Origin of the sequence: Plasticicumulans acidivorans, assembly GCF_003182095.1 — a bacterium.
GTDB lineage: Bacteria > Pseudomonadota > Gammaproteobacteria > Competibacterales > Competibacteraceae > Plasticicumulans > Plasticicumulans acidivorans.
In genome coordinates this window covers 39,530-61,039 of the sequence record NZ_QGTJ01000009.1, presented here as the reverse complement: position 1 = coordinate 61,039, position 21,510 = coordinate 39,530, and the positions used below count along the sequence as shown (strand labels likewise).

Sequence of the window (21,510 nt, the reverse complement as noted above, 5' to 3'; positions counted from 1 at the left end):
ACCACAACGACCCGCTGAGGTCGCGCGCCCGGGTTGCGGGCGCATCCATTCCAAGGGTTTTGGCCGAGCGGAGCGCCGCTGACGCGCTCCGTGAGCCCGGCTGCGCCCGCCATACCGCCAGGGACACCAAGGAGCGAGAGGATAATGAGCAACGAGACCACCGCAGCGACCACCCCGACAGCACGCCAGCGCAGCGCCGACGTCGCCATCGTCGGCGCCGGCCCGGTCGGCCTGACCATCGCCAACAGCCTCGGCCAGGCCGGGCTCAAGGTCATCGTCATCGAGAAGCTCGATACGCTGATCGACTACCCGCGCGCCATCGGCCTCGATGACGAGGCGCTGCGCACCTTCCAGAGCGTCGGACTGGCGCAGGCGGTGCTGCCGCACACCACGCCGAACCACTGGATGCGCTTCCTGACGCCGGGCGGGCGCTGCTTCGCCTCGATCGAGCCGCGCACCGACGAGTTCGGCTGGTCCCGCCGCAACGCCTTCGTGCAGCCCTATGCCGACCGCGTGCTCTATGAAGGGCTGGCGCGCTTTGCCAACGTCGAGGTGCTGTTCTCCCGCGAGATGACGGGGTTCTCGCAGGACGCCGATGGTGTGACGCTGCAGCTGGAAGACGCCGAGCACGGCGCCGAGACCATCCGCGTGCAGTACATGGTCGCCTGCGACGGCGGCAACAGCTTCGTGCGGCGCACGCTCGGCGTGCCCTTCGATGGCGAGACCGCGCCGAACCAGTGGATCGTCGTCGACGTGCGCAATGACCCGATCGGCACGCCGAACATCTATATGTGCTGCGATCCGGTACGCCCCTACGTCTCGGCGGCGCTGCCGCACGGCATCCGCCGCTTCGAATTCATGGTGATGCCCGGCGAGACCGAAGAAGAACTCGGTCGCCCGGAGAACCTCGCCAAGCTGCTGCACAAGGTGCTGCCGAACGGCGACAAGCTCGACGTCATCCGCCGCCGCGTCTACACCCACAACGCCCGTCTGGCGCGCAACTTCCGCACGCAGCGCGTGCTGCTCGCCGGCGACGCCGCGCACATCATGCCGGTGTGGCAGGGGCAGGGGTACAACAGCGGCATGCGCGACGCCAGCAACCTGGCGTGGAAGCTGGAGCTGGTCGTCAAGGGCCTGGCCGACGCCGCGCTGCTCGACAGCTACGACACCGAGCGCCGTGACCATGCCCGCGCGATGATCGATCTGTCGGTGCTGGCCGGGCGCATCTTCGCGCCGAAGAGCCGCCTGCTCGGCAAGCTGCGCGATGCGCTGACGCTGGTGCTCAACGCCGTGCCGCCGGTCAAGCGCTACTTCCTGGAAATGCGCTTCAAGCCGATGCCGCGCTACACCAAGGGCGTGCTGGCGCCGCTCGGCCAGAGCGGTGCGACTTCGCCGGTCGGGCGCATGTTCATCCAGCCGCGCGTGCGCCGCAGCGACGGCAGCGTCTGCCTGCTCGACGACGCCATCGGCCCGAACTTCGCCGTGCTGGCCTGGGGCACCGATCCGACCTACGGCATGAGCGCGGCCGACAAGGCGCTGTGGCAGCAGCTCGGCACCTGCTTCGTGCGCGTGGTGCCGGACGTGCAGCTCGGCCACCTCGAAGCGATCGCGCCCGATGCGCCCGGCGTGATCCGCCTCGGCGACATCGACGGCCGCCTCAAGGACTGGTTCGGCGCGCAGTCGGCCTCGGTGGTGTTCCTGCGTCCCGACCGCTTCGTCGCCGCGCTGGTGCTGCCGACGCAGACCTCGGCGGCGACCGCCGAGCTGGCCCGCGCGCTGGCCGCCAGGCCGGTGGCCGCGGCGCCCGCCGAAGCGCCGCGCAAGGTGGCCTGAGATGACGGCGCTGCTGCAGTGCCTGTCGCATTCGCCGCTGATCGGCTGGGTCGATCCGCCGGCGGCGATCGTTGCCGAGGTCGACGCCGCGGTCGCCGGCGCCCGCGCGCAGATCGCCGCGTTCGCCCCGGAACTGGTGATCCTGTTCGCCCCGGACCACTACAACGGCTTTTTCTACGAGCTGATGCCGCCGTTCTGCATCGGCGTGCAGGCCAGCGCCATCGGCGACTTCAACAGCGCCGCCGGCCCGCTGCCGGTGCCGCAGGCGCTGGCGCTGGAGTGCGCGCGCAGCGTGCTCGCCGACGATGTCGACGTGGCGATCTCCTATCGCATGCAGGTCGACCACGGTTTCGCGCAGCCGCTGGAGCAACTGTTCGGCGGCCTCGATGCCTGCCCGGTGATCCCGGTGTTCGTCAACGGCGTCGCACCGCCGATGCCGAGCTGCCGCGCCGCGCGCCGGCTCGGCGCAGCGATCGGCCGCTGGGCGGCGGGTTGCGGCAAGCGCGTGCTGTTCGTCGGCTCGGGTGGCCTGTCGCACGAGCCGCCGGTGCCGGAGCTGATCAACGCCGCGCCGGAAATGGTCGAAAAGCTGATCGCCGGGCGCAATCCGCCGCCGGACCAGCGCGCCGCGCGCCAGGAGCGCGTGCGCGCCGCCGCCGAGCGCTTCGGCCGTGACGGCAGCGGCCTGCATCCGCTCAACCCGGACTGGGACCGCCAGCTGCTCGGCCTGCTCGCCGAGGCCGACTTCGCCACGCTCGACGGCTTCGACAACGAGCAGATCTCGCTCGAAGCCGGGCGCTCGGCCAACGAGACCAAGGCCTGGGTGGCGGCCTTCGCGGCGATGCATGCCTGCGGGCCGTACCGCACGCAGGTGCAGTACTACCGGCCGATCAACGAATGGATCGCCGGCTTCGCCTGCGCCAGCGCCGTGCCGCTCGCCACCTGAGCGCGCTTTCCGACCCCTCAACGGGCGCGCCAAGCCGCGCCGGAGTCCGCCTATGACCATCCACAGCACGATCAATGCGATCGCCCGCCGCCTGCGCGAAGCCGAGGCCAGCGGGGTTGCGGTCGCGCCGATCCGCGAAGCCCTGCCGGGTGACGATCCCGGCGTCGCTTACGCGGTGCAGAAGATCAACGTCGATCACTGGTGCAGCGCCGGCCGGCGCATCGTCGGCCGCAAGATCGGCCTGACCAACCCGGCGGTGCAGAAGCAGCTCGGTGTCGACCAGCCGGACTTCGGCACGCTGTTCGCCGACATGTGCTTCGGCGACGGCGAGGAGATTCCCGCCGGACGGCTGATCCAGGCCAAGGTCGAGGCCGAAGTGGCACTGGTGCTCGAACACGACCTCGACCGCCCCGACGCCACGCTCGCCGACCTGCTGCGCGCCAGCGCCTATGCGCTGCCGGCGCTGGAAATCGTCGACTCGCGCATCCGCAGCTGGGACATCGGCTTTTTCGACACCGTCGCCGACAACGCCTCCTCGGGCCTGTTCGTGCTCGGCGGCATCGCCCGCCGGCTCGACGGCCTCGACCTCAAGGGCTGCGAGATGAGCCTGTTGCGCGGCGAGGAAGTGGTGTCGAGCGGCGGCGGTCGCGCCTGCCTCGGCCACCCGCTCAACGCCGCGGTGTGGCTGGCGCGGCGCATGGCCAGCCTCGATGACCCGCTGCGCGCCGGCGACATCGTGCTGACCGGCGCGCTCGGGCCGATGGTCACGGTCAAGCCCGGTGACGCCTTCGAAGCCCAGGTGTCCGGCCTCGGCACCGTCTCGACCGTCTTCGCTCCCGCCTAAGCAGAAGATCAAGAAGGAGAAACGCCTCATGAGCAAACTCAAATGCGCCCTGATCGGTCCGGGCAACATCGGCACCGACCTGCTCTACAAGTTGAAGCGCAGCCCGGTGCTGGAGCCGCTGTGGATGGTCGGCATCGACCCGGCCTCCGAGGGCTTGGCACGTGCCCGCGACATGGGCATGAAGACCACCGCCGAGGGCGTCGCCGGTCTGCTGCCGCATGTGCGCGAGGACGATATCCGCATCGCCTTCGACGCCACCTCGGCCTATGTCCACGCCGAGAACAGCCGCCAGCTCAATGCGCTCGGTGTGCTGATGATCGATCTGACGCCGGCGGCGATCGGGCCGTTCTGCGTGCCGCCGGTCAATCTGATCGAGCACGTCGGCCGCGGTGAGATGAACGTCAACATGGTCACCTGCGGCGGTCAGGCGACGATCCCGATGGTGGCGGCGATTTCGCGGGTGCAGCCGGTGGCCTACGGCGAGATCGTGGCCACGGTGGCCTCGAAGTCGGCCGGGCCGGGCACGCGCAAGAACATCGATGAGTTCACCCGCACCACCTCGCGCGCTGTCGAGCGGGTCGGCGGGGCGAAGGTCGGCAAGGCGATCATCATCCTCAACCCCGCCGAGCCGCCGCTGATCATGCGCGACACCGTGCACTGCCTGACCGAGACCGAGCCCGATCGCGAGGCGATCACCGCTTCGATCCACGCCATGCTCGCCGAGGTGCAGAAGTACGTGCCGGGCTATCGCATCAAGAACGGGCCGGTGTTCGACGGCAACCGCGTTTCCGTGTTCCTCGAAGTCGAGGGCCTCGGCGACTACCTGCCCAAGTACTCCGGCAACCTCGACATCATGACCGCCGCCGCCGCGCGCACCGCCGAGATGTTCGCCGAGGAGATCCTCGCCGGGCGTCTGATCCTCGAAGCCAACCGCGCCACGCTGGCAGGAGTCTGAACCGATGAGCACCCTTCGCGGCAAGAGCATCACCCTGCACGACATGACGCTGCGCGACGGCATGCATCCCAAGCGCCACCAGATGACGCTGGAGCAGATGCAGAGCATCGCCTGCGGCCTCGACGCCGCCGGCGTGCCGCTGATCGAAGTCACCCACGGTGACGGCCTCGGCGGCAGCTCGGTCAACTACGGCTTCCCGGCGCACAGCGACGAGGAATACCTCGGCGCCGTCATCCCCAAACTCAAGCAGGCCAAGGTCTCGGCGCTGCTGCTGCCCGGCATCGGCACCGTCGATCACCTGAAGATGGCCCATGAGCTCGGCGTGCACACCCTGCGCGTGGCCACCCACTGCACCGAGGCCGACGTCTCCGAGCAGCACATCGGCCTGGCGCGCAAGCTCGACATGGACACCGTCGGCTTCCTGATGATGAGCCACATGAACAGCGCCGAGGGCCTGATCAAGCAGGCCAAACTGATGGAAGGCTACGGCGCCAACTGCGTCTACATCACCGACTCCGCCGGTCACATGCTGCCCGGCGACGTGCACGAGAAACTCGGCGCCGTGCGCGCCGCGCTCAAGCCCGAGACCGAACTCGGCTTCCACGGCCACCACAACCTGGCGATGGGCGTGGCCAACTCCATCGCCGCCATCGAAGCCGGCGCCAGCCGCGTCGACGCCGCCGCCGCCGGCCTCGGTGCCGGCGCCGGCAACACCCCGCTCGAAGTGCTGGTCGCCGTCTGCGACCTGATGGGCATCGGCACCGGCGTCGACGTCTTCAAGATCCAGGACGTCGCCGAAGACCTGGTGTTCCCGATCATGGACTTCCCGATCCGCCTCGATCGCGACGCGCTGACGCTCGGCTACGCCGGCGTCTACGGCTCCTTCCTGCTGTTCGCCAAGCGCGCCGAGGCCAAGTACGGCGTGCCGGCGCGCGAGATCCTCGTCGAGATGGGCCGCCGCGGCATGGTCGGCGGTCAGGAGGACATGATCGAGGACACGGCGATGACGCTGGCGCGCGAGCGCAAGACCAGCGCCGCCTGAGGCGGCGCGCACAAAACAAAACAAGCAAGCATCCCCCAAAGGAGAAACCCGCCATGACGACCTCACTGCGCCTGAGCGCAGCGCTCGCCCTTGCGCTGGCCGCGACCGCGGCCCGCGCCGACATCACCGTCGGTGTCGTGGTCTCGGCCACCGGCCCGGCCGCTTCGATCGGCATCCCGGAGAAAAACGCCATCGCCCTGGGCCCGAGCGAGATCGCCGGTGAAAAAGTCCGCTACATCGTGCTCGACGACGGCAGCGACACCACCACCGCGGTGCGCAACGCCCGCAAGCTGTCGAGCGAGCACCAGGCCGACATCGTGCTCGGCTCGACCACGGTGCCGACCTCGATGGCGATGATCGACGTGATGGCCGAGACCGGCACGCCGATGGTGACCTTCGCGCCGGCGCTGGCGCTGACCAGCCCGGTCGACGACAAGCGCCGCTGGGTGTTCAAGACCATGACCGGCGACGATCACGAGCTGATCCCGCTGCTCGCGCACATGAAAGCCACCGGCAAGCAGCGCGTGGCCTACATCGGCTTCGCCGATTCCTTCGGCGAGGGCTGGCTGAAGACCGCCGAGCCGATGCTGGCCGAGCAGGGCTTTACGCTGCTCGCCCGCGAGCGCTACGCGCGCACCGACACCAGCGTCATCGGCCAGGTGATGAAGATCATCGCCACCCGCCCGGACGCGGTGATGATCGGCGCCTCCAGCGGCCCGGCGGCGCTGCCGGTGATGGAGCTGCGCAACCGCGGCTACCGCGGCGACATCTACCTCGCGCTCGGCGCGACCTTCGGTGACTTCGTGCGCATCGCCGGCAGCAAGGCCGAGGGCGTCTATGCGCCGATCAGCCCGGCCGCGGTGCAGGCGGATTTCCCGCCGACACTGGCCAACCGCGACGCGGTGCTGGCCTTCGTCGAGGCCTATGAAAAAGCCTACGGCGCCGGCAGCCGCAATATGTTCGCCGGCTCCGCCTGGGACGCCGTGCAGCTGTTGCAGCAGGCGGCACCGAAGGCACTGCAGCAGGCCAAGCCGGGCAGTGCGGAGTTCCGCGCCGCGCTGCGCGCGCAGATCGAGACGATCAGCGGCTTTGCCGGGGCTCGCGGCGTGTATCACTTCTCGCCGAGTGACCACGCCGGGCTCGACCGTTCGGCACTGATGCTCGGCCGCCTCGAAGGCGGGCAGTGGCGTCCGGTGCAGTAAGCACCGCCTGACGCCGTCGTCGACCGTTGTCCCCCCGGCGCTCATGCGCCGGGGCCGGAGCGTGTCCGTCCGCCTGCGAGGGAGCTTCCCATGACTTTCGATATTGCCATCCTGCTGACCCAGGACGGCCTGACCAACGGTGCCCTGTACGCGCTGCTCGCGCTGGCACTGGTGCTGGTCTTCGCCGTCACCCGCGTGATCTTCATTCCCCAGGGCGACTTCGTCGTGCTCGGCGCCCTGACCCTGGCCAGCCTGCAGGCCGGCCATCTGCCGCCGACGCTGTACCTGCTGCTGGCGCTCGGTGGCGCCGTCGGCCTGATCGACGCCGTCGCCTGCCTGCGCAGCGGCCGCGCTCACGCCGTCGGCCGCGTGCTGCTGATCGAACTCGGTTACCCGCTGGCGCTTTGGGCGCTGTGTCACTGGCTGCTGCCGCTGTCGCAGAGCCTGTGGCTGCATGCGCTGCTGACGCTGGCCATCGTCGTGCCGCTCGGTCCCTCGCTGTACCGGCTGGTGTTCCAGCCGCTGGCGCAGTCCTCGGTGCTGGTGCTGCTGATCGCGGCGATCGCCGTGCACTTCGCGCTGGTCGGCCTCAACCTGCTCGGCTTCGGCCCGGAAGGCGTGCGCACCGCGGCCTTCAGCGATGCGGTGTTCGAGATCGGCTCGATGTTCATCGCCAGCCAGAACCTGTGGATCGTGCTGGTCAGCGCGGTGCTGATCGTCGCGCTGTACCTGTTCTTCGAGCGGGCGCTGTACGGCAAGGCACTGCTGGCAACGGCGTTCAACCGCACCGGCGCGCGCCTGGTCGGCATCAGCCCGGATCTGGCCGGGCGGCTGAGCTTTGCCGTCGCCGCGCTGGTCGGCACCGTCGCCGGCATCCTGATGGGGCCGATCACCACGCTGTATTACGACTCGGGCTTCCTCATCGGCCTCAAGGGCTTCGTCGGTGCCATCGTCGGCGGCCTCGCCAGCTATCCGCTCGCCGCCGGCGGCGCGCTGCTGGTCGGCCTGCTCGAATCCGGCTCGGCGTTCTACGCCAGTGCCTTCAAAGAAGTCATCGTCTTCACGCTGATCATTCCGGTGCTGCTGTGGCGCTCGCTGAAGTCGCATGACCGGGGGAGCGAAGAATGAAAGTCGAAACGCTCGTCGTACCCGCCGCGACGGCGCCGGCGCGCCGGCGCTGGGGCCTGCCGCTGGCGCTGCTGCTCATCGCCGTGCTGCCGCTGCTGCTGCCGCAGTTCCAGGTGACGCTGTTCAACTACATCGGCCTGTCGTCGCTGGTGTGCATGGGGCTGGTGCTGCTCACCGGCATCGGCGGCCTGACCTCCTTCGGCCAGGCGGCCTTCGTCGGCATCGCCGCCTACCTGAGCGCCTGGCTCGGCACCGCCTACGGCGTCAGCCCGTGGCTGACGCTGCCGCTGGCGCTGATCGTCACCGCGCTGACCGCCTGGTCGGGCAGCCTGCTGACGCTGCGCCTGTCCGGTCACTACCTGCCGCTCGGCACGCTGGCCTGGGGCATCAGCGTCTACTACCTGTTCGGCAACCTCGAATTCCTCGGCGGCCACGGCGGCCTGTCGGGTATTCCGTCGCTGGAGCTGTTCGGCTTCGAGCTGCGCGAGCCGTCGAGCTGGTTCTGGCTGATCTGGAGCATCGTGCTGCTCAGCGTGCTGGCGATCCGCCACCTGCTCGATTCGCGGCCGGGGCGGGCGATCCGCGCGCTCAAGGGCGGGGTGGTGATGGCCGAGAGCTGCGGCGTCGACACCCGTCACTACAAGACCGCGATCTTCATCCTCGCCGCGCTGCTGGCGGCGCTGAGCGGCTGGCTGTATGCGCACATGCAGCGCTTCGTCAATCCGACGCCGTTCGGCATCCACGCCGGTATCGAGTACCTGTTCATGATCGTCGTCGGCGGTGCCGGCTACGTCTGGGGGGCACTGCTCGGCGCGGCGCTGATCACGCTGCTGAAGACGCAGCTGCAGGACTGGCTGCCGCTGCTGTTCGGCCAGAGCGGCAACTTCGAAGGCATCGTCTTCGGCGTGCTGATCATCGTCGTGCTGCTGTGTGCGCGTGACGGGCTGTGGCCGGCGCTGTGCCGGTGGTGGCCGTGGCGGCGGGCGGCAGGCATCACCGTGGTGCCGCCGGCCGAGCCGCTGCCGCTGCAGCCCAAGCCGGCGCGCGGCGAGCCGCTGCTCGACGTCGCCGCCGCGCGCAAGGAATTCGGCGGCCTGGTCGCCGTGCGCGACATGGACTTTCGCATCGCCGCCGGCGAGATCGTCGGCCTGCTCGGGCCGAACGGCGCCGGCAAATCGACGATGTTCAACCTGATCAGCGGCGTGCTCGATGCCACCTCCGGTGAGATCCGCTTCCGCGGCGAGCGCATCGACCAGCTGCCCTCGCGCGAGATTCTCGCCCGCGGCATCGGCCGCACCTTCCAGCACGTGCGCCTGATCCCGGAGATGAGCGTGCTGGAGAACGTCGCCATCGGCGCTCACAGTCGCCTGCAGGTCGGCATCGGCGCGGCGATGCTGCGCCTCGATCGCGAGGCCGAGGCGCGCCTGCGCCACGAGGCGGCCCGCCAGATCGAGCGCGTCGGCCTCGCCGAAGACATGCACCGGCCGGCCGGCAGCCTGTCGCTCGGCCAGCAGCGCATCGTCGAGATCGCCCGGGCGCTGGCCACCGATCCGCTGCTGCTGCTGCTCGACGAGCCGGCCGCCGGCCTGCGCCACCTGGAAAAACAGGCGCTCGCCGAGGTGCTCGACCGCCTGCGCGGCGAGGGCATGAGCGTGCTGATCGTCGAGCACGACATGGACTTCGTGATGAACTTGGTCGACCGCCTGGTGGTGATGGAATTCGGCCAGAAGCTCGCCGAGGGCCTGCCGCTGGAAATCCAGAACAACCCCGCCGTACTCGAAGCCTACCTCGGAGGTGTGGAATGAAGCCGACCACCCGCTCACCGCTGCTCGCCGTCGACGATCTGCACGTCGCCTACGGCAAGGTCGAGGCGCTGCACGGCGTCAGCCTGCGCATCGACGCCGGGCGCATCGTCTCGGTGATCGGCCCCAACGGCGCCGGCAAGACCACGCTGCTCAGCGCGTTGATGGGGCTGCTGCCGGCCCGCGGCGAAGTGCACTTTCGCGGCGAGGCGCAGGCGCGCATCGCCGTCGAGCAGCGCGTCGGCCAGGGCTTGTGCCTGGTGCCGGAGAGCCGCGAGCTGTGGAGCGAGATGAGCGTCGAGGACAATCTGCGCCTCGGTGCCTTCCACCGCAGTCGCGCCCGCGCCGCCGAGCTGCGCGCTGATCTCGACGAGGTTTACGCGCTGTTCCCGCGGCTGCGCGAGCGCCTGCGGCAGGCCGCCGGCACGCTCTCCGGCGGCGAGCGGCAGATGCTCGCGCTCGGCCGTGCGCTGATGGGCAGGCCGCAGCTGCTGATGCTCGATGAGCCCAGCCTCGGGCTGGCGCCGAAGATCGTGCGCGAGATCTTCCACATCATCGCCACGCTGCGCAGCCGCGGCGTATCGATCCTGCTGGTCGAGCAGAACGCCCGCGCCGCGCTGCAGGTGTCGGACTACGGCTACGTGCTGGAGACCGGCCGCGTCGTGCTCGAAGGCGACAGCCGCGTGCTGGCCAACGATCCACGCATCGTCGAGAGCTATCTCGGCCTGGCGAAAAAAGCCGCGTGAACCGGGCTTGCTGCCGGCGCATCCCCTCCTGATTCGCCGGCATTGCGGAGCCGTCACGTACCCCCCGTGGCGGCTCCGTTCTTTTTTCGAGGTTTCAGGCGGCAGTCGACGACATCGCCCACAGGTGCGCGGCGAGCAGCGCGCGCCACGGCGCAAACGCCGCCAGCCAGTCCTGCGCCTGCGCCGCCTCGATGCGCTGCGTGCTGCCGAGCAGGCCCTGCAGCGCCCGCCGCACCGCTGCATCGCCGTGCAGCGAACCATCCAGCCAGCCGTAACCGCGCAGCAGCGTGTAGTCGACGGTCCACGGCCCGATGCCGCGCACCGCCAGCAGCCGCTGGCGGATGACCTCGATCGGCCGGGTCTGCAGCCAGTCGTCGAGCGCCAGCGTGCCATCGAGCACCTGCTGCGCCACGCTCTGCAGCGTGCGGGTCTTGCTCGCGGAAAAACCGGCCTGACGCAAAGTTTCGGCCGGCAGCGCGGCCACGGCGCGCGCGTCGGGGTAACACAGCAGGCCGTGGCCGGCCGCCACGCCGCAGGCGAGGATCAGCCGCCGGCGCAAACTCAACGCCGCGGCGAGGCTGATCTGCTGGCCGGTGATCGCCCAGCTCAGCGCCTCGAACGGCGTCGCCGCCTGGGCCACGCGCAGGCCGCGCTGGCGGGCGAGCAGTGCGCCGAGTTGCGGATGCCCGCCGTGGCGCGCCTCGAAGCCTTCGATGTCCTGCTGCAGACCGAGCAGGTGACGCAGCAGCGCCGCCAGCGCGCCGTCATCGGCGTGGCCGGCGCGGTGCTGCCAGCGCAGCTCGGCGTGCACCTGCGTCGTGTCGAATTCGAGCTGCAGGCAGGCCGGCTCACCGTGCAAGATCAAGCCCTTGCGCAGTTGCTGCGCCTCGACGCGCTCGGCCAGCGCCTGGCTGTCGCGGCGGTGGAAGGCCAGCAGCTCGGCGACACGGAAGTTCGCCGGCAGCGCCAGCGTGCACGGCAGCGCCTCAGCTGGCGTCATGGAAGATCAGACCGAGCGTGTGCCGCAGCCCGCTGCGCACCCGCGCCACGCCGTGGCGGACCTGCAGCCGCTGCACGCCGCGCGCGCCGTCGACCGGTCGCTGCTGCACCGGGAAGATCACCGCGTCACCCTGCGCCAGCGACACCACCTCGATCCGCGCCTGCTGCCGCGGTCGCTGCTCGCTGAGGATGAACTCGCCGCCGCAGAAGTCGCGCCCCGGCGCAGCGAGCAGGATCGCCGCCTGCAGCGGGAACACGTGCTCGCCGTACAGATCCTGATGCAGGCCGTTGTGATCGTCGTCGAGGTAACGCGCCAGCAGCGGCGTGGGGCGCTGCTGGCCGCCGGCGTGGCAGCGTTCGATGAACTGCGCATGTTCGGGCGGAAAGCGCACCGGCCGCTGCAAACGCTCGTACCAGCGGTTGGCGATCGGCGCCAGTCCGGCGTACAGCGCCGTGCGCAGCCGGGCCACCGGTGGCGGCAGCGGGTAGCGGAAGTACTGGTATTCGCCGCGGCCATAGCCGTGCTGCTGCATGACGACGCGGCGGCGGAAGTGCTCAGCATCGGCATACAGCGCGGCGAGCTGCGCACAGTCTGCGGCCGTCAGCAGGCCGGGCAGGACGGCGTGACCGAGCGCATCGAGCGCCTGCTCGACGGCGTTCCAGTCAGCCGGCACCGTATCACCCGCTGCCGCGCTCATGATTCGGCCTCGCGCTGCTGCAGCGCGCGCTTGCGCTCGATGCCCCAGCGGTAGCCGGACAGGCTGCCGTCCTGACGCACGACGCGGTGGCAGGGAATCGCCACCGCCAGCGCATTGGCCGCGCAGGCGCCGGCCACCGCGCGCGCGGCGCTGGGTGCGCCGATGCGCTCGGCGAGCTCGCTGTAGCTCAGCGTGCTGCCGACCGGAATCGCCTGCAGCGCCTGCCAGACCCGACGCTGGAAGGCCGTGCCGCGCACGTCGAGCGGCAGTTCGAGACCGCGCCGCGGCGCCTCGACGAAGCCGATGACCTGCGCCATCCACTGCTCGAATTCGGCATCGCCGCCGATCAGTTCGGCCTTGCTGAAGCGCTGCTGCAGCTCCCGGGTCAGCGCTTCGGCATCGTCGCCGAGCAGGATCGCGCAGACACCGCGCGCGCTGGCAGCGACCAGGATCGCGCCGAGCGAGCATTCACCGACGCCGAAGCGGATGCGCTCGGCCTCACCGCCGGCGCGATAGCGACTTGCTGTCATGCCCAGTACCTGTGTCGATTCCTCATAAAAGCGACCGCTGGAGGCATAGCCGGCGGCATAGATCGCATCGGTCACCCGCGCCTCGCTGTCGAGCTGCTCGCGCAGTCGCGCCGCCCGCCGCTGCCGCGCATAAGCGAGCGGCGTCATCCCGGTCACCGCCTTGAATACCCGCAGCAGGTGAAAACGGCTCAGACCGCAATGCTGCGCCAGCTCGGCGAGCGTCGGCGGCTGCGCCGCCTGTTCGATGTGACGGCACAGCTCGGCCACCAGCACCGCCTGCTGCTGTGCCGGCGCCGGCTGATCCGGCTTGCAGCGCCGGCACGGCCGAAAGCCTGCCTGTTCGGCCTGCTCTGTGCTGGTGAAGAAACGCACGTTCTGCGGCCGCGGCGTGCGCGCCGCGCAGGAAGGCCGGCAGTACACGCCGGTGCTGCTCACCGCGTAATAGAACGAACCATCCGCCTGCGCATCACGCGCCAGCACCGCCGCCCAGCGCGGGTCGGCGAGCGTCTGTGCTGCCAGTCGATCAGCCTGCCGGGCCATCTCGCTGCCCTCCGTTGAAGTCGATGGAGGCCACTTTAGGCGGGCAGGGCAGGCCGGGACACTCCGCGGATTGCTCGGAAATTCGCACATGGCTGCCATGCCGACTGCCCCTGTTTTGCCAGCGTGCGTGCCGATTGGCAGGACAGGCATGGTGATCGCGAACACATCGCCAAATGCTGGCTGGCGTTAGCGTCACGCCGTCATTTGGATTGGGGCTGTATGGAAATGCTCAAACTGCACAACAAAAAGTCATTACTCGGCATGACCCTGGTTTTATCCGTCGGCTGCGGCGGCATCGCGGCCGCCGAGCAGTTTCCCGCCTCCGGGGAATATATCTACAAAGGTGGCAACGGCTCATTGCGGGTGACCCGGGCTGCGCACAACACGCTGCACTTCGAGATTTCCACCGTGGGTGGCAATGGCCATATCTGCGATCTCGATGGCGATATCAAAAATGCCCGCGCCGTAGTCAGCGACGACGAAGACGGTCGCTGCGAGCTGAGCTTCACGCCGCTGCAGAATGGCGGCGTTTCCGTGTCGATGAGTGATGCTTCGGCCTGCCAGGTATTCTGCGGAATGCGCGCCGGCTACGACGGCGATTATCTGCGCCCGCCGCAAGGCTGCAGCTACGCCGAGCGCAAGCAGCGGCGTGACGCATTCAGTACGTTGTATCGCAGCAAACATTATGACCAGGCGGCCCCGATCCTTGAAGACATGCTGGCACGCTGCAAAGACGTGGTCGACGGGGTTGAGGATACTGAAATCCGTAATGATCTCGCCATTACGCAATACCACCTCGGCCGCGCAGCGGATTGCATCAGGACGCTGGAGCCGACCCTGGCTTACCGCATCAAGAGCGCAGCGGCTCTTGAAAATGAATTAGCGCCCGCCGATTTCGAGACGTATCTGCCATTGGCGAAAGCTGCTTGGTACAATCTGAGTCTGTGCCAAAAAGCTCAATGAGTGATACCACCCATGTTTTTATACTATCTATATGATGTCCTGTTCACGAGTGATAGGAACTAATTTAGGTTTACGGCTGACTTTCAGCCTTGGCATGTCACGATGGCATATTCGTTTTGCTGCAATTTACTTCAGGAGGGGCTATTAAATGGGAATTGTGTATAGAGAAGATGATGATCTAGAATTCCTGCAATATTGCTCCGAAGAAGACATACACCAATTAGCTAGATACTTAATATATGATGGTGATGGGCAAAAAAGGAGTACAAGTGAAATCCTAAACGATGAAAAATTTAAATCACTTGATGGTCAGCCAGACAAGTGGCGAGCTTCATGGAAACTTGTTGCTGGCGAGTTGCAACATTTTGGTGGAGATTCAGTTGTAAATTTTTTTCGTGGAAATGGTGTCTTGTATAAAGAGATAGTTTGTGATGTATGTGACAATCTAATGATAGGGTTTGATAAAAAGAGCTCTACTTATGACATTGAAAGTCTTTTGATAGAAAAAATTTCTGAAGTTTTTTGGAATAAAATGTCAGAAGGAGAAAAGAAAAAATTTTTTGATTTTATTGGGATTTCTTATGGCTTTTTAGGTGTTCCGCTCAGTTTTATTATAGGCATGAGCTTGATTGATTCAAGAAAGATCGGATTTTTTAAATTGTCATCTTGGCTGGCTCAGTCAACCTTGCTGGCATTTAGTCGTACGGCGCACTTTGGTTTTATTGGCTTGGCCGTAGTGCCGTTGATAAGTAGGGCTGCATATCAAGTTACCACTCCATCTGCTATTCAAATAGCTTATATGCGTAGAAAATATGAACAAGAGGATCGTTTTAAATGAATGCGCCTGCTGATTTTTTTGAAAAAATCTGGGTCATTGATGAGTCACTACTATCAAAAACATTGCGCGACGCCTTGTTTCAAGGAAAGGCTGTAATCCATGACGGTGTGTCATATTGGGCAAAGGGAAGTGGGAAAACAGGGATAATTCAGCATCTTCCATTTAAAGAAGCGACGTTTGAGTCGGCAGATGACGCGATTAGGTTCGCTCAAATGACAACAACTATGGCTACTGCGGCCTCAACTTGTATTATATTAGGCGCGCTAATCATTCAAACAAAATATCTGGCCGCAAAATTAGATAAAATTCAAATAGCTGTCGATGAAATAGCCAAAGAACTTCATTCACAAAACATCATCTACTATATGGACAAAATGACAGACTACATCGGGGGTATTGAAGTCGCTAGGACTTTACTAAGGGATAGAACTATCGCACATGAGATTATGGAAGTTTCTTTCCCGCTTTTGGCGACAGTGACGGCAAAAAGAAATCATGCATTATCGTTTGTTGATAATGTGCTAAACCTAGTGCGTAACCATGATGATCTTACGAACAAGCACTATGAATTAATTGTTAATTTTGCTCATATGATGTTAGAAATTATGCCGTTAGGTATACACACTGAGTATCTACTCACGTCCAGAGTAGGTAAACCTCAACTGGCTGAGCAAATTTTGATAGACGGTGCTGAGCGATACGAAAACGCTATGAAGATATATAAAAATTTTTTAAATGAACAACACCGCAGTTTGATTCGCGGAAGCATAGGCAGTAAGGCTAAAATCTTTCATCAAATCGAAAGAAAAGCAGAAATTCTTATTCAATCCAAAGAAAATCAGTTGCTGCTTTCTCTTCCTTCAGGAAGAGTGGCTTAAGCTTAAATAACAAAAAAATTTCGCTAAAATGGAGGTGCTGGGTGTGAACGCCACCAACTAGCTGGCCGCAGTGAAATTCAGGCCCTGCGCAGAGATGGATTCTTAATATGAATTCATCAAAAATAACTTTGATCGTGAGCGCCAATGGGTTCCTTCTCGCTTGAAAAAGCGTTGTGATTAATACCACTATTCAGCATTGTCCGACCAGATTTACAATGCCATAAAATCGCCATAACCATGAGGCTGGTACCAGAAAAATATTCTGGTAATAAATCAACTTCAGCCCAGCCCCGTCATTGGACACGATAAAATTTAACGATCTGGCAATATTGAATTGTCTCAGCCAAGTAAATTTTTATAAAAATCATCTAGAGACACTACTGGTGGTTACATAAATTGCAGACGTAATCATTCGCATATTTTAATTTTATTGCTCAGCGCTCGCCAGCAGCCAATGTCCAATGCCGGTAATGTCCAATGCCGGTGTCGCACACAGCAGATGTGCGAAAAATCTGCTGTTTGTCACGATCGGGCACCATCAAATATTGAAATATCGGCATTGCTGGCTGGCAAAAATCGCATGCTGTGATTTCACGCAAGTGAAAATGTTTATCCAGTTGCGTAAGCAATGTCACTAATTTGTGCCACAACTCATGATTCTGTACGTTATGGCATAACACAGGCTTTGCCTGCATTATGCGTGTTATTTTGTCAATGATTTAACGCAGCCAACCTACTCATGAGTGATTATCTGCCAGACAGGCTTGTCGGTTGTGTGATCAGCATCGATCATGGATAACAACAAGCTGTTTTTATCGTGAGTCGTTTTTAAAAACGGAGTCAAAGATGACAGCTGCATTCCAGGATTTTTATCCCGATGAGTTCAGCCACTGTTATGGCTGCGGGAGCCAAAATCCTCAGGGACATCATCTCAAGAGTTACTGGGACGGTGAGGAAACCATTGCCCGCTTTACGCCGGATGCCAAATACAGCGGCGGCGTGCCCGAGCATGTTTATGGCGGCATGGTGGCTTCACTGCTGGATTGTCACGGCACGGCCTCGGCAGCGGCGTTCACCTATCGCGCCTTGAATCGTGAGATGGGCGATGGCGGTGATCCGGTGCGCTTCGTTACGGCGTCGCTGAAGGTGGATTTTCTCAAGCCGACCCCGATGGGCGTCGAGCTGGTCGTGCGCGGGAAACTGCGCAGTATCGACGGTCGCAAGGTCTGGGTGGACCTGTCATTGACGGGTAACGACGGCATCTGCGCAAAAGGCGAGATGCTGGCGATTCGGCTGCGCACATGAGCCGATGATTGGGCCGTAGCGGATTCAGAGCCCTGCCCATGCAGGGCTTTTTATTGTGTGATGCCTATTGCCTGATTGTAGGCTCGATTACTCAGTCAACAGTTGACGTTGAATAATATTGTGAATATTTGATTGCAATCGCTGTGACTGATCGATATTGACGTTTTGCCTTCCCGTGCCGTGATATGGCGCACACACTAAAACGAAGTGGCGAGGCTACTGTTGCATTGATTTAAATGTCAAAGCAGCGAGGCTTGTCATATGTTTGCAATGATTTCAAACTCAAAAAAGCGGGTTTTCAGCGCTGTGCTGTGTTCGGTGCTGCTGACGCTGATGGCAGGCTGCGGAAAATCCAATGAGCGTCTGGGTCACTGGAAGATCAATATCGATGAAACGCTGAAAAAAACCTTTCCACAGGGTGCATCACACACGTACAAAGATGCCATGCATCTGGCTTATGAACATGCTTCAATTGAAATGACAGAAAATAATATCATCATACGCATGCCTGACATCGGCGATGGTTCAGTCATTCAAGCTTACACAGTCATATCCGTAGATAAAGGCTGTTATAAGTTAAATGTCGAAAATTACAATGGATCGGTATCATGGTGTTTTTCTGGAGATCGGCTCTCCATACATGATTCGGGTACAAAAATCATATTCGTTTTAGACCGCTATTAGATCTGTGTATCCATGCAGAGATTTGTATACGCTGCAAACCAGCATTGAATTGCCGGCGTCAGGAAAGTGCGGGCGCGGAAACAGTGAGCATTACGGCCATATGCCAACCGCAGCATAACGAGCGGCCGGCGCTCAGCATTGCGGCAGCATGCCCGCACGCTCATAGCCTTCATGCGGGCGTTCGCTGACGAGCTGGCGGTAGAGCTCGTCGATCAGTGCGCGCAGCAGCACGATGTCCTCGGAGCCGTCGTGCAGGCGGCGGCTCATGATCACCGGCGAGGTGGCGTCGGCGTCGGTCAGCGGGCGGTAGACGACTTCGTCGCGGCGCAGTTGCTGGATGCCGCTCGGCACGAGGCACAGGCCCATGCCCGAAGCGACGAGGCCGACGGCGGTCTGCAGCTCCTGCACCTCGTGCACGGTCAGCGGCTCAAGGCTGCGATCGCGAAACATCGACAGGACCTGGTCGGCGCAGCTCGGCCGTGGTGAGCGCGGGTAGATCAGCAGCGGGTAGGGGGCGGCGGCGGCCAGACTGAGCGGCCCGCGTTCGCGCGCCAGCGGGTGATCGGCCGGGATCGCCAGCACCAGGGGTTCTTCGCGCAGCACTTCGCGCTGCACAGCCGGATCATCGAGGCGCACGCGGCCGAAGCCGACGTCGATGCGTCCGGCCTTCAACGCCTCGATCTGCTCGACGGTCGACATCTCCAGCAGCATGACTTCGGTATGCGGGCGGGCGCTGCGGAACATGCGCATCAGCCGCGGCAGCGCACCGTACATCGTCGACGGTACGAAACCGATCAGCAGACGGCGGTCGAGGTGGGCGAGGCGGCGGGTGGTGGCGATGGCTTCCTCGGCCTGTTCGAGCAGCCGCACCGCGCGGGCATAGAAAAAGCGCCCGGCCTCGGTCAGACGCAGCGGTCTGGCGTCGCGCTCGAACAATTGCAGACCGAGCTCGTCTTCCAGCTGCTGGATCTGGCGGCTGAGCGGCGGTTGCGAGATGTGCAATCGCTCAGCCGCCCGCGTGAAATTCCGCTCGTCGGCAACGGTGACGAAGTAGCGCAGGTGGCGAAAGTCCACTCAATACCTCCTGAGTATCGATCGAGTCCAATTCTGTCTTGGACGCAGCCGCGAGCGGTTCATAGATTCGCCTGCAGACAGCGCATCGGATGAGCCGTTGGCCATCCTCAGGGTGCTGGTGAGTCATCTGGCAAGACAAGCCTGTATTGGCTGATCTTGCACATTAACAAGCTGTATTAACAGCAGATTGAATGTTGCAGTGCAATGTCGATGTCAAGGCATCGAAGGGCGCTGCAGTACCAGCGAAACATACGCTGTGTTGTCGCTCACGCCGGTTTTCTGCGCATTGGCGGATAGGCGCAGCCATCGGCACTGATGCCTTAAAAGCATGCAATGTGGCGGGGTTTGCGCCGTGCATGGCACGCGACCGGCCCGGTAGGCCGTCGCGATGAGCACTGACGGCAACCGCATGACGGTTGCCGGCGTTTCACGGCAGTACCACTAAAACCAAAGAGAGGAGAAACACCATGGACCACCGCACCGACGGGGCTTTGTCGCCCGCTCTCCAGCACTCGCCAGCGTCTGCACGCCGCCTGACGCACTGACATCACGCGCTGACCGTGGAGAGCACATCGATGGAAAACCTTGCCAATGCCGAGCGCTTGCGCACACGCCTCGACGAGATGCTGGTCGAGGACCGCGAACGCCAGGTCTACAAACTGAACCGCGCCGCCTTCACCGATCCGCAGCTGTTCGAGCTGGAGATGCGTCACCTGTTCGAGGGCAACTGGATCTATCTGGCGCACGAAAGCCAGATCCCCGAGCCGAACGATTACTTCACGACCTACATCGGGCGCCAGCCGATCGTCATCACCCGCAACCGCGACGGTGAGCTGAACGCGCTGATCAATGCCTGCTCGCACCGCGGCGCGACGCTGTGCCGGCACAAGCGCGGCAAGCGTTCGACCTTTACCTGCACGTTTCATGGCTGGACCTTCAACAACAGCGGCAAGCTGCTGAAAGTGAAGGACCCGAACGATGCCGGTTACCCGACGGACTTCAACCGCGAGGGCTGCCTCAACCTGACGCATGTGGCGCGTTTCGAGAGCTATCGCGGCTTTCTGTTCGGCAGCCTCAACCCCGAGGTGCTGCCGCTCACCGAGTTCCTCGGCGAGGCGACGAAGATCATCGACATGATCGTCGACCAGTCGCCCGACGGCCTGGAAGTGCTGCGCGGCAGCTCGACCTATGTCTATGACGGCAACTGGAAGCTGCAGGCGGAAAACGGCGCCGACGGCTATCACGTCACCTCGGTGCACTGGAACTACGCGGCGACCACGCAGCAGCGCAAGCTGGCGGCGAGCGGCGACGGCATCAAGGCGATGGACGCCGGCAGCTGGGCGAAAAACGGCGGCGGCTTCTATTCCTTCGACCACGGCCATCTGCTGCTGTGGACGCGCTGGGCCAATCCCGAGGACCGGCCGGCGCATCAGTACCGCGACGATCTGGTGAACCGCTGCGGTGAGGCGCGCGCCGAGTGGATGATCAGCCACTCGCGCAATCTGTGCCTGTACCCGAACGTCTACCTGATGGACCAGTTCAGCTCGCAGATCCGCGTGCTGCGTCCGCTCGCGGTCGACAAGACCGAGGTGACGATCTACTGCATCGCGCCGAAGAACGAGGCGCCGGAGGCGCGTGCGCGGCGCATCCGCCAGTACGAGGACTTCTTCAACGCCAGCGGCATGGCGACGCCGGACGATCTCGAAGAATTCCGCGCCTGCCAGCAGGGCTTCGCCGCCGCGGCGCTGCCGTGGAACGATATGAGCCGCGGAGCCACGCACTGGATCGAAGGCGCTGATGCCGCCGCCCGCGACATCGGCCTGCGCCCGCGGCTGAGCGGCGTGAAGACCGAAGACGAGGGGCTGTACACCGAGCAGCACCGCTACTGGCTCGAAGCGATGCGCCGGGCCTGCCAGTCCGAGTCCGCCTGAGATCCGCCGCCATGACACACGATTCGATCCTCGCGTTTCTCTACCGTGAAGCCCGCCTGCTCGATGACAAGCAGTGGGACGACTGGCTGCAGTGCTATGCCGACGACGCCGAGTTCTGGATGCCGTCCTGGGATGACGACGATGCGCTGACCTGCGACCCGCAGCGTGAAATCTCGCTGATCTATTACGCCAATCGCGGCGGGCTGGAAGATCGCGTGTTCCGCATCAAGACCGAACGCTCGGCGGCGAGCACGCCGGAGCCGCGCACCAGCCACCAGATCTCCAACGTCGAGATCCTCGAACGCGACGGCGACACGATCCGCCTGCGCTTCAACTGGCACACGCTCAGTCATCGCTACCACACGACCGACAGTTACTTCGGCACCTCGCATTACCTGCTCGACGTCTCCGGCGAACAGCCGCTGATCAAACGCAAGCAGACGGTGCTGAAGAACGACTACATCCACCAGGTCGTCGACATCTACCACGTCTGATCCGCCGCACGCGGCCGGGGCGCTGTCCGCGCGCCCCGCGCCGCCGTGCGCCGTGCCGCAGACCTGACGAGATCACGA

The 21,510-nt window shown here is 63.8% G+C and carries 20 protein-coding genes; 16 read left to right on the top strand and 4 right to left on the bottom strand.

The window, feature by feature from the left end; all coding sequences use genetic code 11:
• Positions 1-144: 144 nt before the first annotated feature.
• The 9 genes from C7443_RS14875 (at position 145) to C7443_RS14835 (ending at position 10,498) form a co-directional block, all read left to right on the top strand.
• Positions 145-1,833, top strand: coding sequence for a bifunctional 3-(3-hydroxy-phenyl)propionate/3-hydroxycinnamic acid hydroxylase (locus tag C7443_RS14875; RefSeq protein ID WP_110019414.1), 1,689 nt, complete (start codon positions 145-147; stop codon positions 1,831-1,833).
• A gap of 1 nt (position 1,834) precedes the next feature.
• Positions 1,835-2,779: a 3-carboxyethylcatechol 2,3-dioxygenase gene (locus tag C7443_RS14870; RefSeq protein ID WP_110019413.1), complete on the top strand. Its 945-nt coding sequence runs from the start codon at positions 1,835-1,837 to the stop codon at positions 2,777-2,779.
• A gap of 58 nt (positions 2,780-2,837) precedes the next feature.
• Positions 2,838-3,623 carry a 2-keto-4-pentenoate hydratase gene (gene mhpD / locus C7443_RS14865; RefSeq protein WP_425467096.1) on the top strand — a complete coding sequence of 262 codons (786 nt, stop codon included), beginning with the start codon at positions 2,838-2,840 and terminating at the stop codon, positions 3,621-3,623.
• A 28-nt stretch (positions 3,624-3,651) separates the two neighbouring features.
• Entirely contained in the window at positions 3,652-4,578 is a 927-nt protein-coding gene (locus C7443_RS14860; protein WP_110019383.1) for an acetaldehyde dehydrogenase (acetylating), read from the top strand.
• 4 nt (positions 4,579-4,582) lie between these two features.
• Positions 4,583-5,620, top strand: coding sequence for a 4-hydroxy-2-oxovalerate aldolase (gene dmpG, locus C7443_RS14855; protein WP_110019411.1), 1,038 nt, complete (start codon positions 4,583-4,585; stop codon positions 5,618-5,620).
• A 53-nt stretch (positions 5,621-5,673) separates the two neighbouring features.
• Positions 5,674-6,822 (top strand): ABC transporter substrate-binding protein, encoded by a 1,149-nt coding sequence (locus tag C7443_RS14850; RefSeq protein ID WP_110019410.1) that lies wholly within the window; start codon positions 5,674-5,676, stop codon positions 6,820-6,822.
• Positions 6,823-6,912: 90 nt separating this feature from the next.
• On the top strand, positions 6,913-7,950 hold the full coding sequence (locus C7443_RS14845) for a branched-chain amino acid ABC transporter permease (protein WP_110019409.1): 1,038 nt from the start codon (positions 6,913-6,915) through the stop codon (positions 7,948-7,950).
• Complete coding sequence (locus tag C7443_RS14840; protein ID WP_110019408.1) at positions 7,947-9,755, top strand: branched-chain amino acid ABC transporter ATP-binding protein/permease; 1,809 nt, start codon at positions 7,947-7,949, stop codon at positions 9,753-9,755. Before C7443_RS14845 ends, C7443_RS14840 begins: the two co-directional genes overlap by 4 nt.
• Positions 9,752-10,498: an ABC transporter ATP-binding protein gene (locus tag C7443_RS14835; protein WP_110019407.1), complete on the top strand. Its 747-nt coding sequence runs from the start codon at positions 9,752-9,754 to the stop codon at positions 10,496-10,498. Before C7443_RS14840 ends, C7443_RS14835 begins: the two co-directional genes overlap by 4 nt.
• A 94-nt stretch (positions 10,499-10,592) precedes the next feature.
• Here the strand turns inward: C7443_RS14835 and C7443_RS14830 are convergent, their stop codons facing one another.
• Genes C7443_RS14830 through ada form a run of 3 tightly spaced genes read right to left on the bottom strand, consistent with a single transcriptional unit; the run spans position 10,593 to position 13,265 of the window.
• A complete protein-coding gene (locus C7443_RS14830; protein ID WP_110019406.1) occupies positions 10,593-11,498 on the bottom strand; it encodes a DNA-3-methyladenine glycosylase 2 in 906 nt (301 codons plus the stop codon).
• The gene (locus C7443_RS14825; protein WP_110019405.1) at positions 11,485-12,195 is read right to left on the bottom strand and encodes a 2OG-Fe(II) oxygenase; all 711 of its coding nucleotides are present in this window, start codon (positions 12,193-12,195) and stop codon (positions 11,485-11,487) included. The genes C7443_RS14830 and C7443_RS14825 overlap by 14 nt, the downstream gene beginning before the upstream one ends.
• The gene (gene ada / locus C7443_RS14820; RefSeq protein WP_110019404.1) at positions 12,192-13,265 is read right to left on the bottom strand and encodes a bifunctional DNA-binding transcriptional regulator/O6-methylguanine-DNA methyltransferase Ada; all 1,074 of its coding nucleotides are present in this window, start codon (positions 13,263-13,265) and stop codon (positions 12,192-12,194) included. The genes C7443_RS14825 and ada overlap by 4 nt, the downstream gene beginning before the upstream one ends.
• 219 nt (positions 13,266-13,484) lie before the next feature.
• On the opposite strand from ada, the gene C7443_RS14815 reads away from it, so the two are divergent.
• The 5 genes from C7443_RS14815 to C7443_RS19950 all read left to right on the top strand — a co-directional run bounded on the left by C7443_RS14815 (position 13,485) and on the right by C7443_RS19950 (position 17,933).
• Entirely contained in the window at positions 13,485-14,228 is a 744-nt protein-coding gene (locus tag C7443_RS14815; RefSeq protein WP_110019403.1) for a hypothetical protein, read from the top strand.
• Positions 14,229-14,376: 148 nt separating this feature from the next.
• A complete protein-coding gene (locus C7443_RS14810; protein WP_110019402.1) occupies positions 14,377-15,066 on the top strand; it encodes a DUF3944 domain-containing protein in 690 nt (229 codons plus the stop codon).
• Complete coding sequence (locus C7443_RS14805) at positions 15,063-15,944, top strand: hypothetical protein (RefSeq protein ID WP_110019401.1); 882 nt, start codon at positions 15,063-15,065, stop codon at positions 15,942-15,944. The genes C7443_RS14810 and C7443_RS14805 overlap by 4 nt, the downstream gene beginning before the upstream one ends.
• 846 nt (positions 15,945-16,790) lie before the next feature.
• Entirely contained in the window at positions 16,791-17,249 is a 459-nt protein-coding gene (locus tag C7443_RS14800; protein ID WP_110019400.1) for a PaaI family thioesterase, read from the top strand.
• Between the two features lie 261 nt (positions 17,250-17,510).
• Complete coding sequence (locus C7443_RS19950) at positions 17,511-17,933, top strand: hypothetical protein (RefSeq protein WP_146213314.1); 423 nt, start codon at positions 17,511-17,513, stop codon at positions 17,931-17,933.
• A gap of 132 nt (positions 17,934-18,065) precedes the next feature.
• On the opposite strand, the gene C7443_RS14795 is transcribed toward C7443_RS19950, so the two are convergent.
• Positions 18,066-19,007 carry a LysR family transcriptional regulator gene (locus C7443_RS14795; protein WP_110019399.1) on the bottom strand — a complete coding sequence of 314 codons (942 nt, stop codon included), beginning with the start codon at positions 19,005-19,007 and terminating at the stop codon, positions 18,066-18,068.
• Positions 19,008-19,582: 575 nt separating this feature from the next.
• Between C7443_RS14795 and benA the strand changes: the two genes are divergently transcribed.
• Together benA and benB are read left to right on the top strand one after the other, a co-directional pair.
• Positions 19,583-20,938, top strand: coding sequence for a benzoate 1,2-dioxygenase large subunit (gene benA / locus C7443_RS14790; RefSeq protein WP_110019398.1), 1,356 nt, complete (start codon positions 19,583-19,585; stop codon positions 20,936-20,938).
• A gap of 11 nt (positions 20,939-20,949) precedes the next feature.
• Positions 20,950-21,432, top strand: a complete 483-nt coding sequence (benB, locus tag C7443_RS14785) for a benzoate 1,2-dioxygenase small subunit (RefSeq protein WP_110019397.1) — start codon at positions 20,950-20,952, stop codon at positions 21,430-21,432.
• The last annotated feature ends 78 nt before the right edge of the window (positions 21,433-21,510 follow it).

What these genes read in the sequence shown, in the direction of transcription:
- C7443_RS14875 (WP_110019414.1), top strand. Translation starts at nt 145, where the DNA reads ATGAGCAACGAGACCACCGCAGCGACCACCCCGACAGCACGCCAGCGC.
- C7443_RS14870 (WP_110019413.1), top strand. Translation starts at nt 1,835, where the DNA reads ATGACGGCGCTGCTGCAGTGCCTGTCGCATTCGCCGCTGATCGGCTGG.
- C7443_RS14860 (WP_110019383.1), top strand. Translation starts at nt 3,652, where the DNA reads ATGAGCAAACTCAAATGCGCCCTGATCGGTCCGGGCAACATCGGCACC.
- dmpG (WP_110019411.1), top strand. Translation starts at nt 4,583, where the DNA reads ATGAGCACCCTTCGCGGCAAGAGCATCACCCTGCACGACATGACGCTG.
- C7443_RS14850 (WP_110019410.1), top strand. Translation starts at nt 5,674, where the DNA reads ATGACGACCTCACTGCGCCTGAGCGCAGCGCTCGCCCTTGCGCTGGCC.
- C7443_RS14845 (WP_110019409.1), top strand. Translation starts at nt 6,913, where the DNA reads ATGACTTTCGATATTGCCATCCTGCTGACCCAGGACGGCCTGACCAAC.
- C7443_RS14840 (WP_110019408.1), top strand. Translation starts at nt 7,947, where the DNA reads ATGAAAGTCGAAACGCTCGTCGTACCCGCCGCGACGGCGCCGGCGCGC.
- C7443_RS14835 (WP_110019407.1), top strand. Translation starts at nt 9,752, where the DNA reads ATGAAGCCGACCACCCGCTCACCGCTGCTCGCCGTCGACGATCTGCAC.
- C7443_RS14830 (WP_110019406.1), bottom strand. Translation starts at nt 11,498, where the DNA reads ATGACGCCAGCTGAGGCGCTGCCGTGCACGCTGGCGCTGCCGGCGAAC.
- C7443_RS14825 (WP_110019405.1), bottom strand. Translation starts at nt 12,195, where the DNA reads ATGAGCGCGGCAGCGGGTGATACGGTGCCGGCTGACTGGAACGCCGTC.
- ada (WP_110019404.1), bottom strand. Translation starts at nt 13,265, where the DNA reads ATGGCCCGGCAGGCTGATCGACTGGCAGCACAGACGCTCGCCGACCCG.
- C7443_RS14815 (WP_110019403.1), top strand. Translation starts at nt 13,485, where the DNA reads ATGGAAATGCTCAAACTGCACAACAAAAAGTCATTACTCGGCATGACC.
- C7443_RS14810 (WP_110019402.1), top strand. Translation starts at nt 14,377, where the DNA reads ATGGGAATTGTGTATAGAGAAGATGATGATCTAGAATTCCTGCAATAT.
- C7443_RS14805 (WP_110019401.1), top strand. Translation starts at nt 15,063, where the DNA reads ATGAATGCGCCTGCTGATTTTTTTGAAAAAATCTGGGTCATTGATGAG.
- C7443_RS14800 (WP_110019400.1), top strand. Translation starts at nt 16,791, where the DNA reads ATGACAGCTGCATTCCAGGATTTTTATCCCGATGAGTTCAGCCACTGT.
- C7443_RS19950 (WP_146213314.1), top strand. Translation starts at nt 17,511, where the DNA reads ATGTTTGCAATGATTTCAAACTCAAAAAAGCGGGTTTTCAGCGCTGTG.
- benA (WP_110019398.1), top strand. Translation starts at nt 19,583, where the DNA reads ATGGAAAACCTTGCCAATGCCGAGCGCTTGCGCACACGCCTCGACGAG.
- benB (WP_110019397.1), top strand. Translation starts at nt 20,950, where the DNA reads ATGACACACGATTCGATCCTCGCGTTTCTCTACCGTGAAGCCCGCCTG.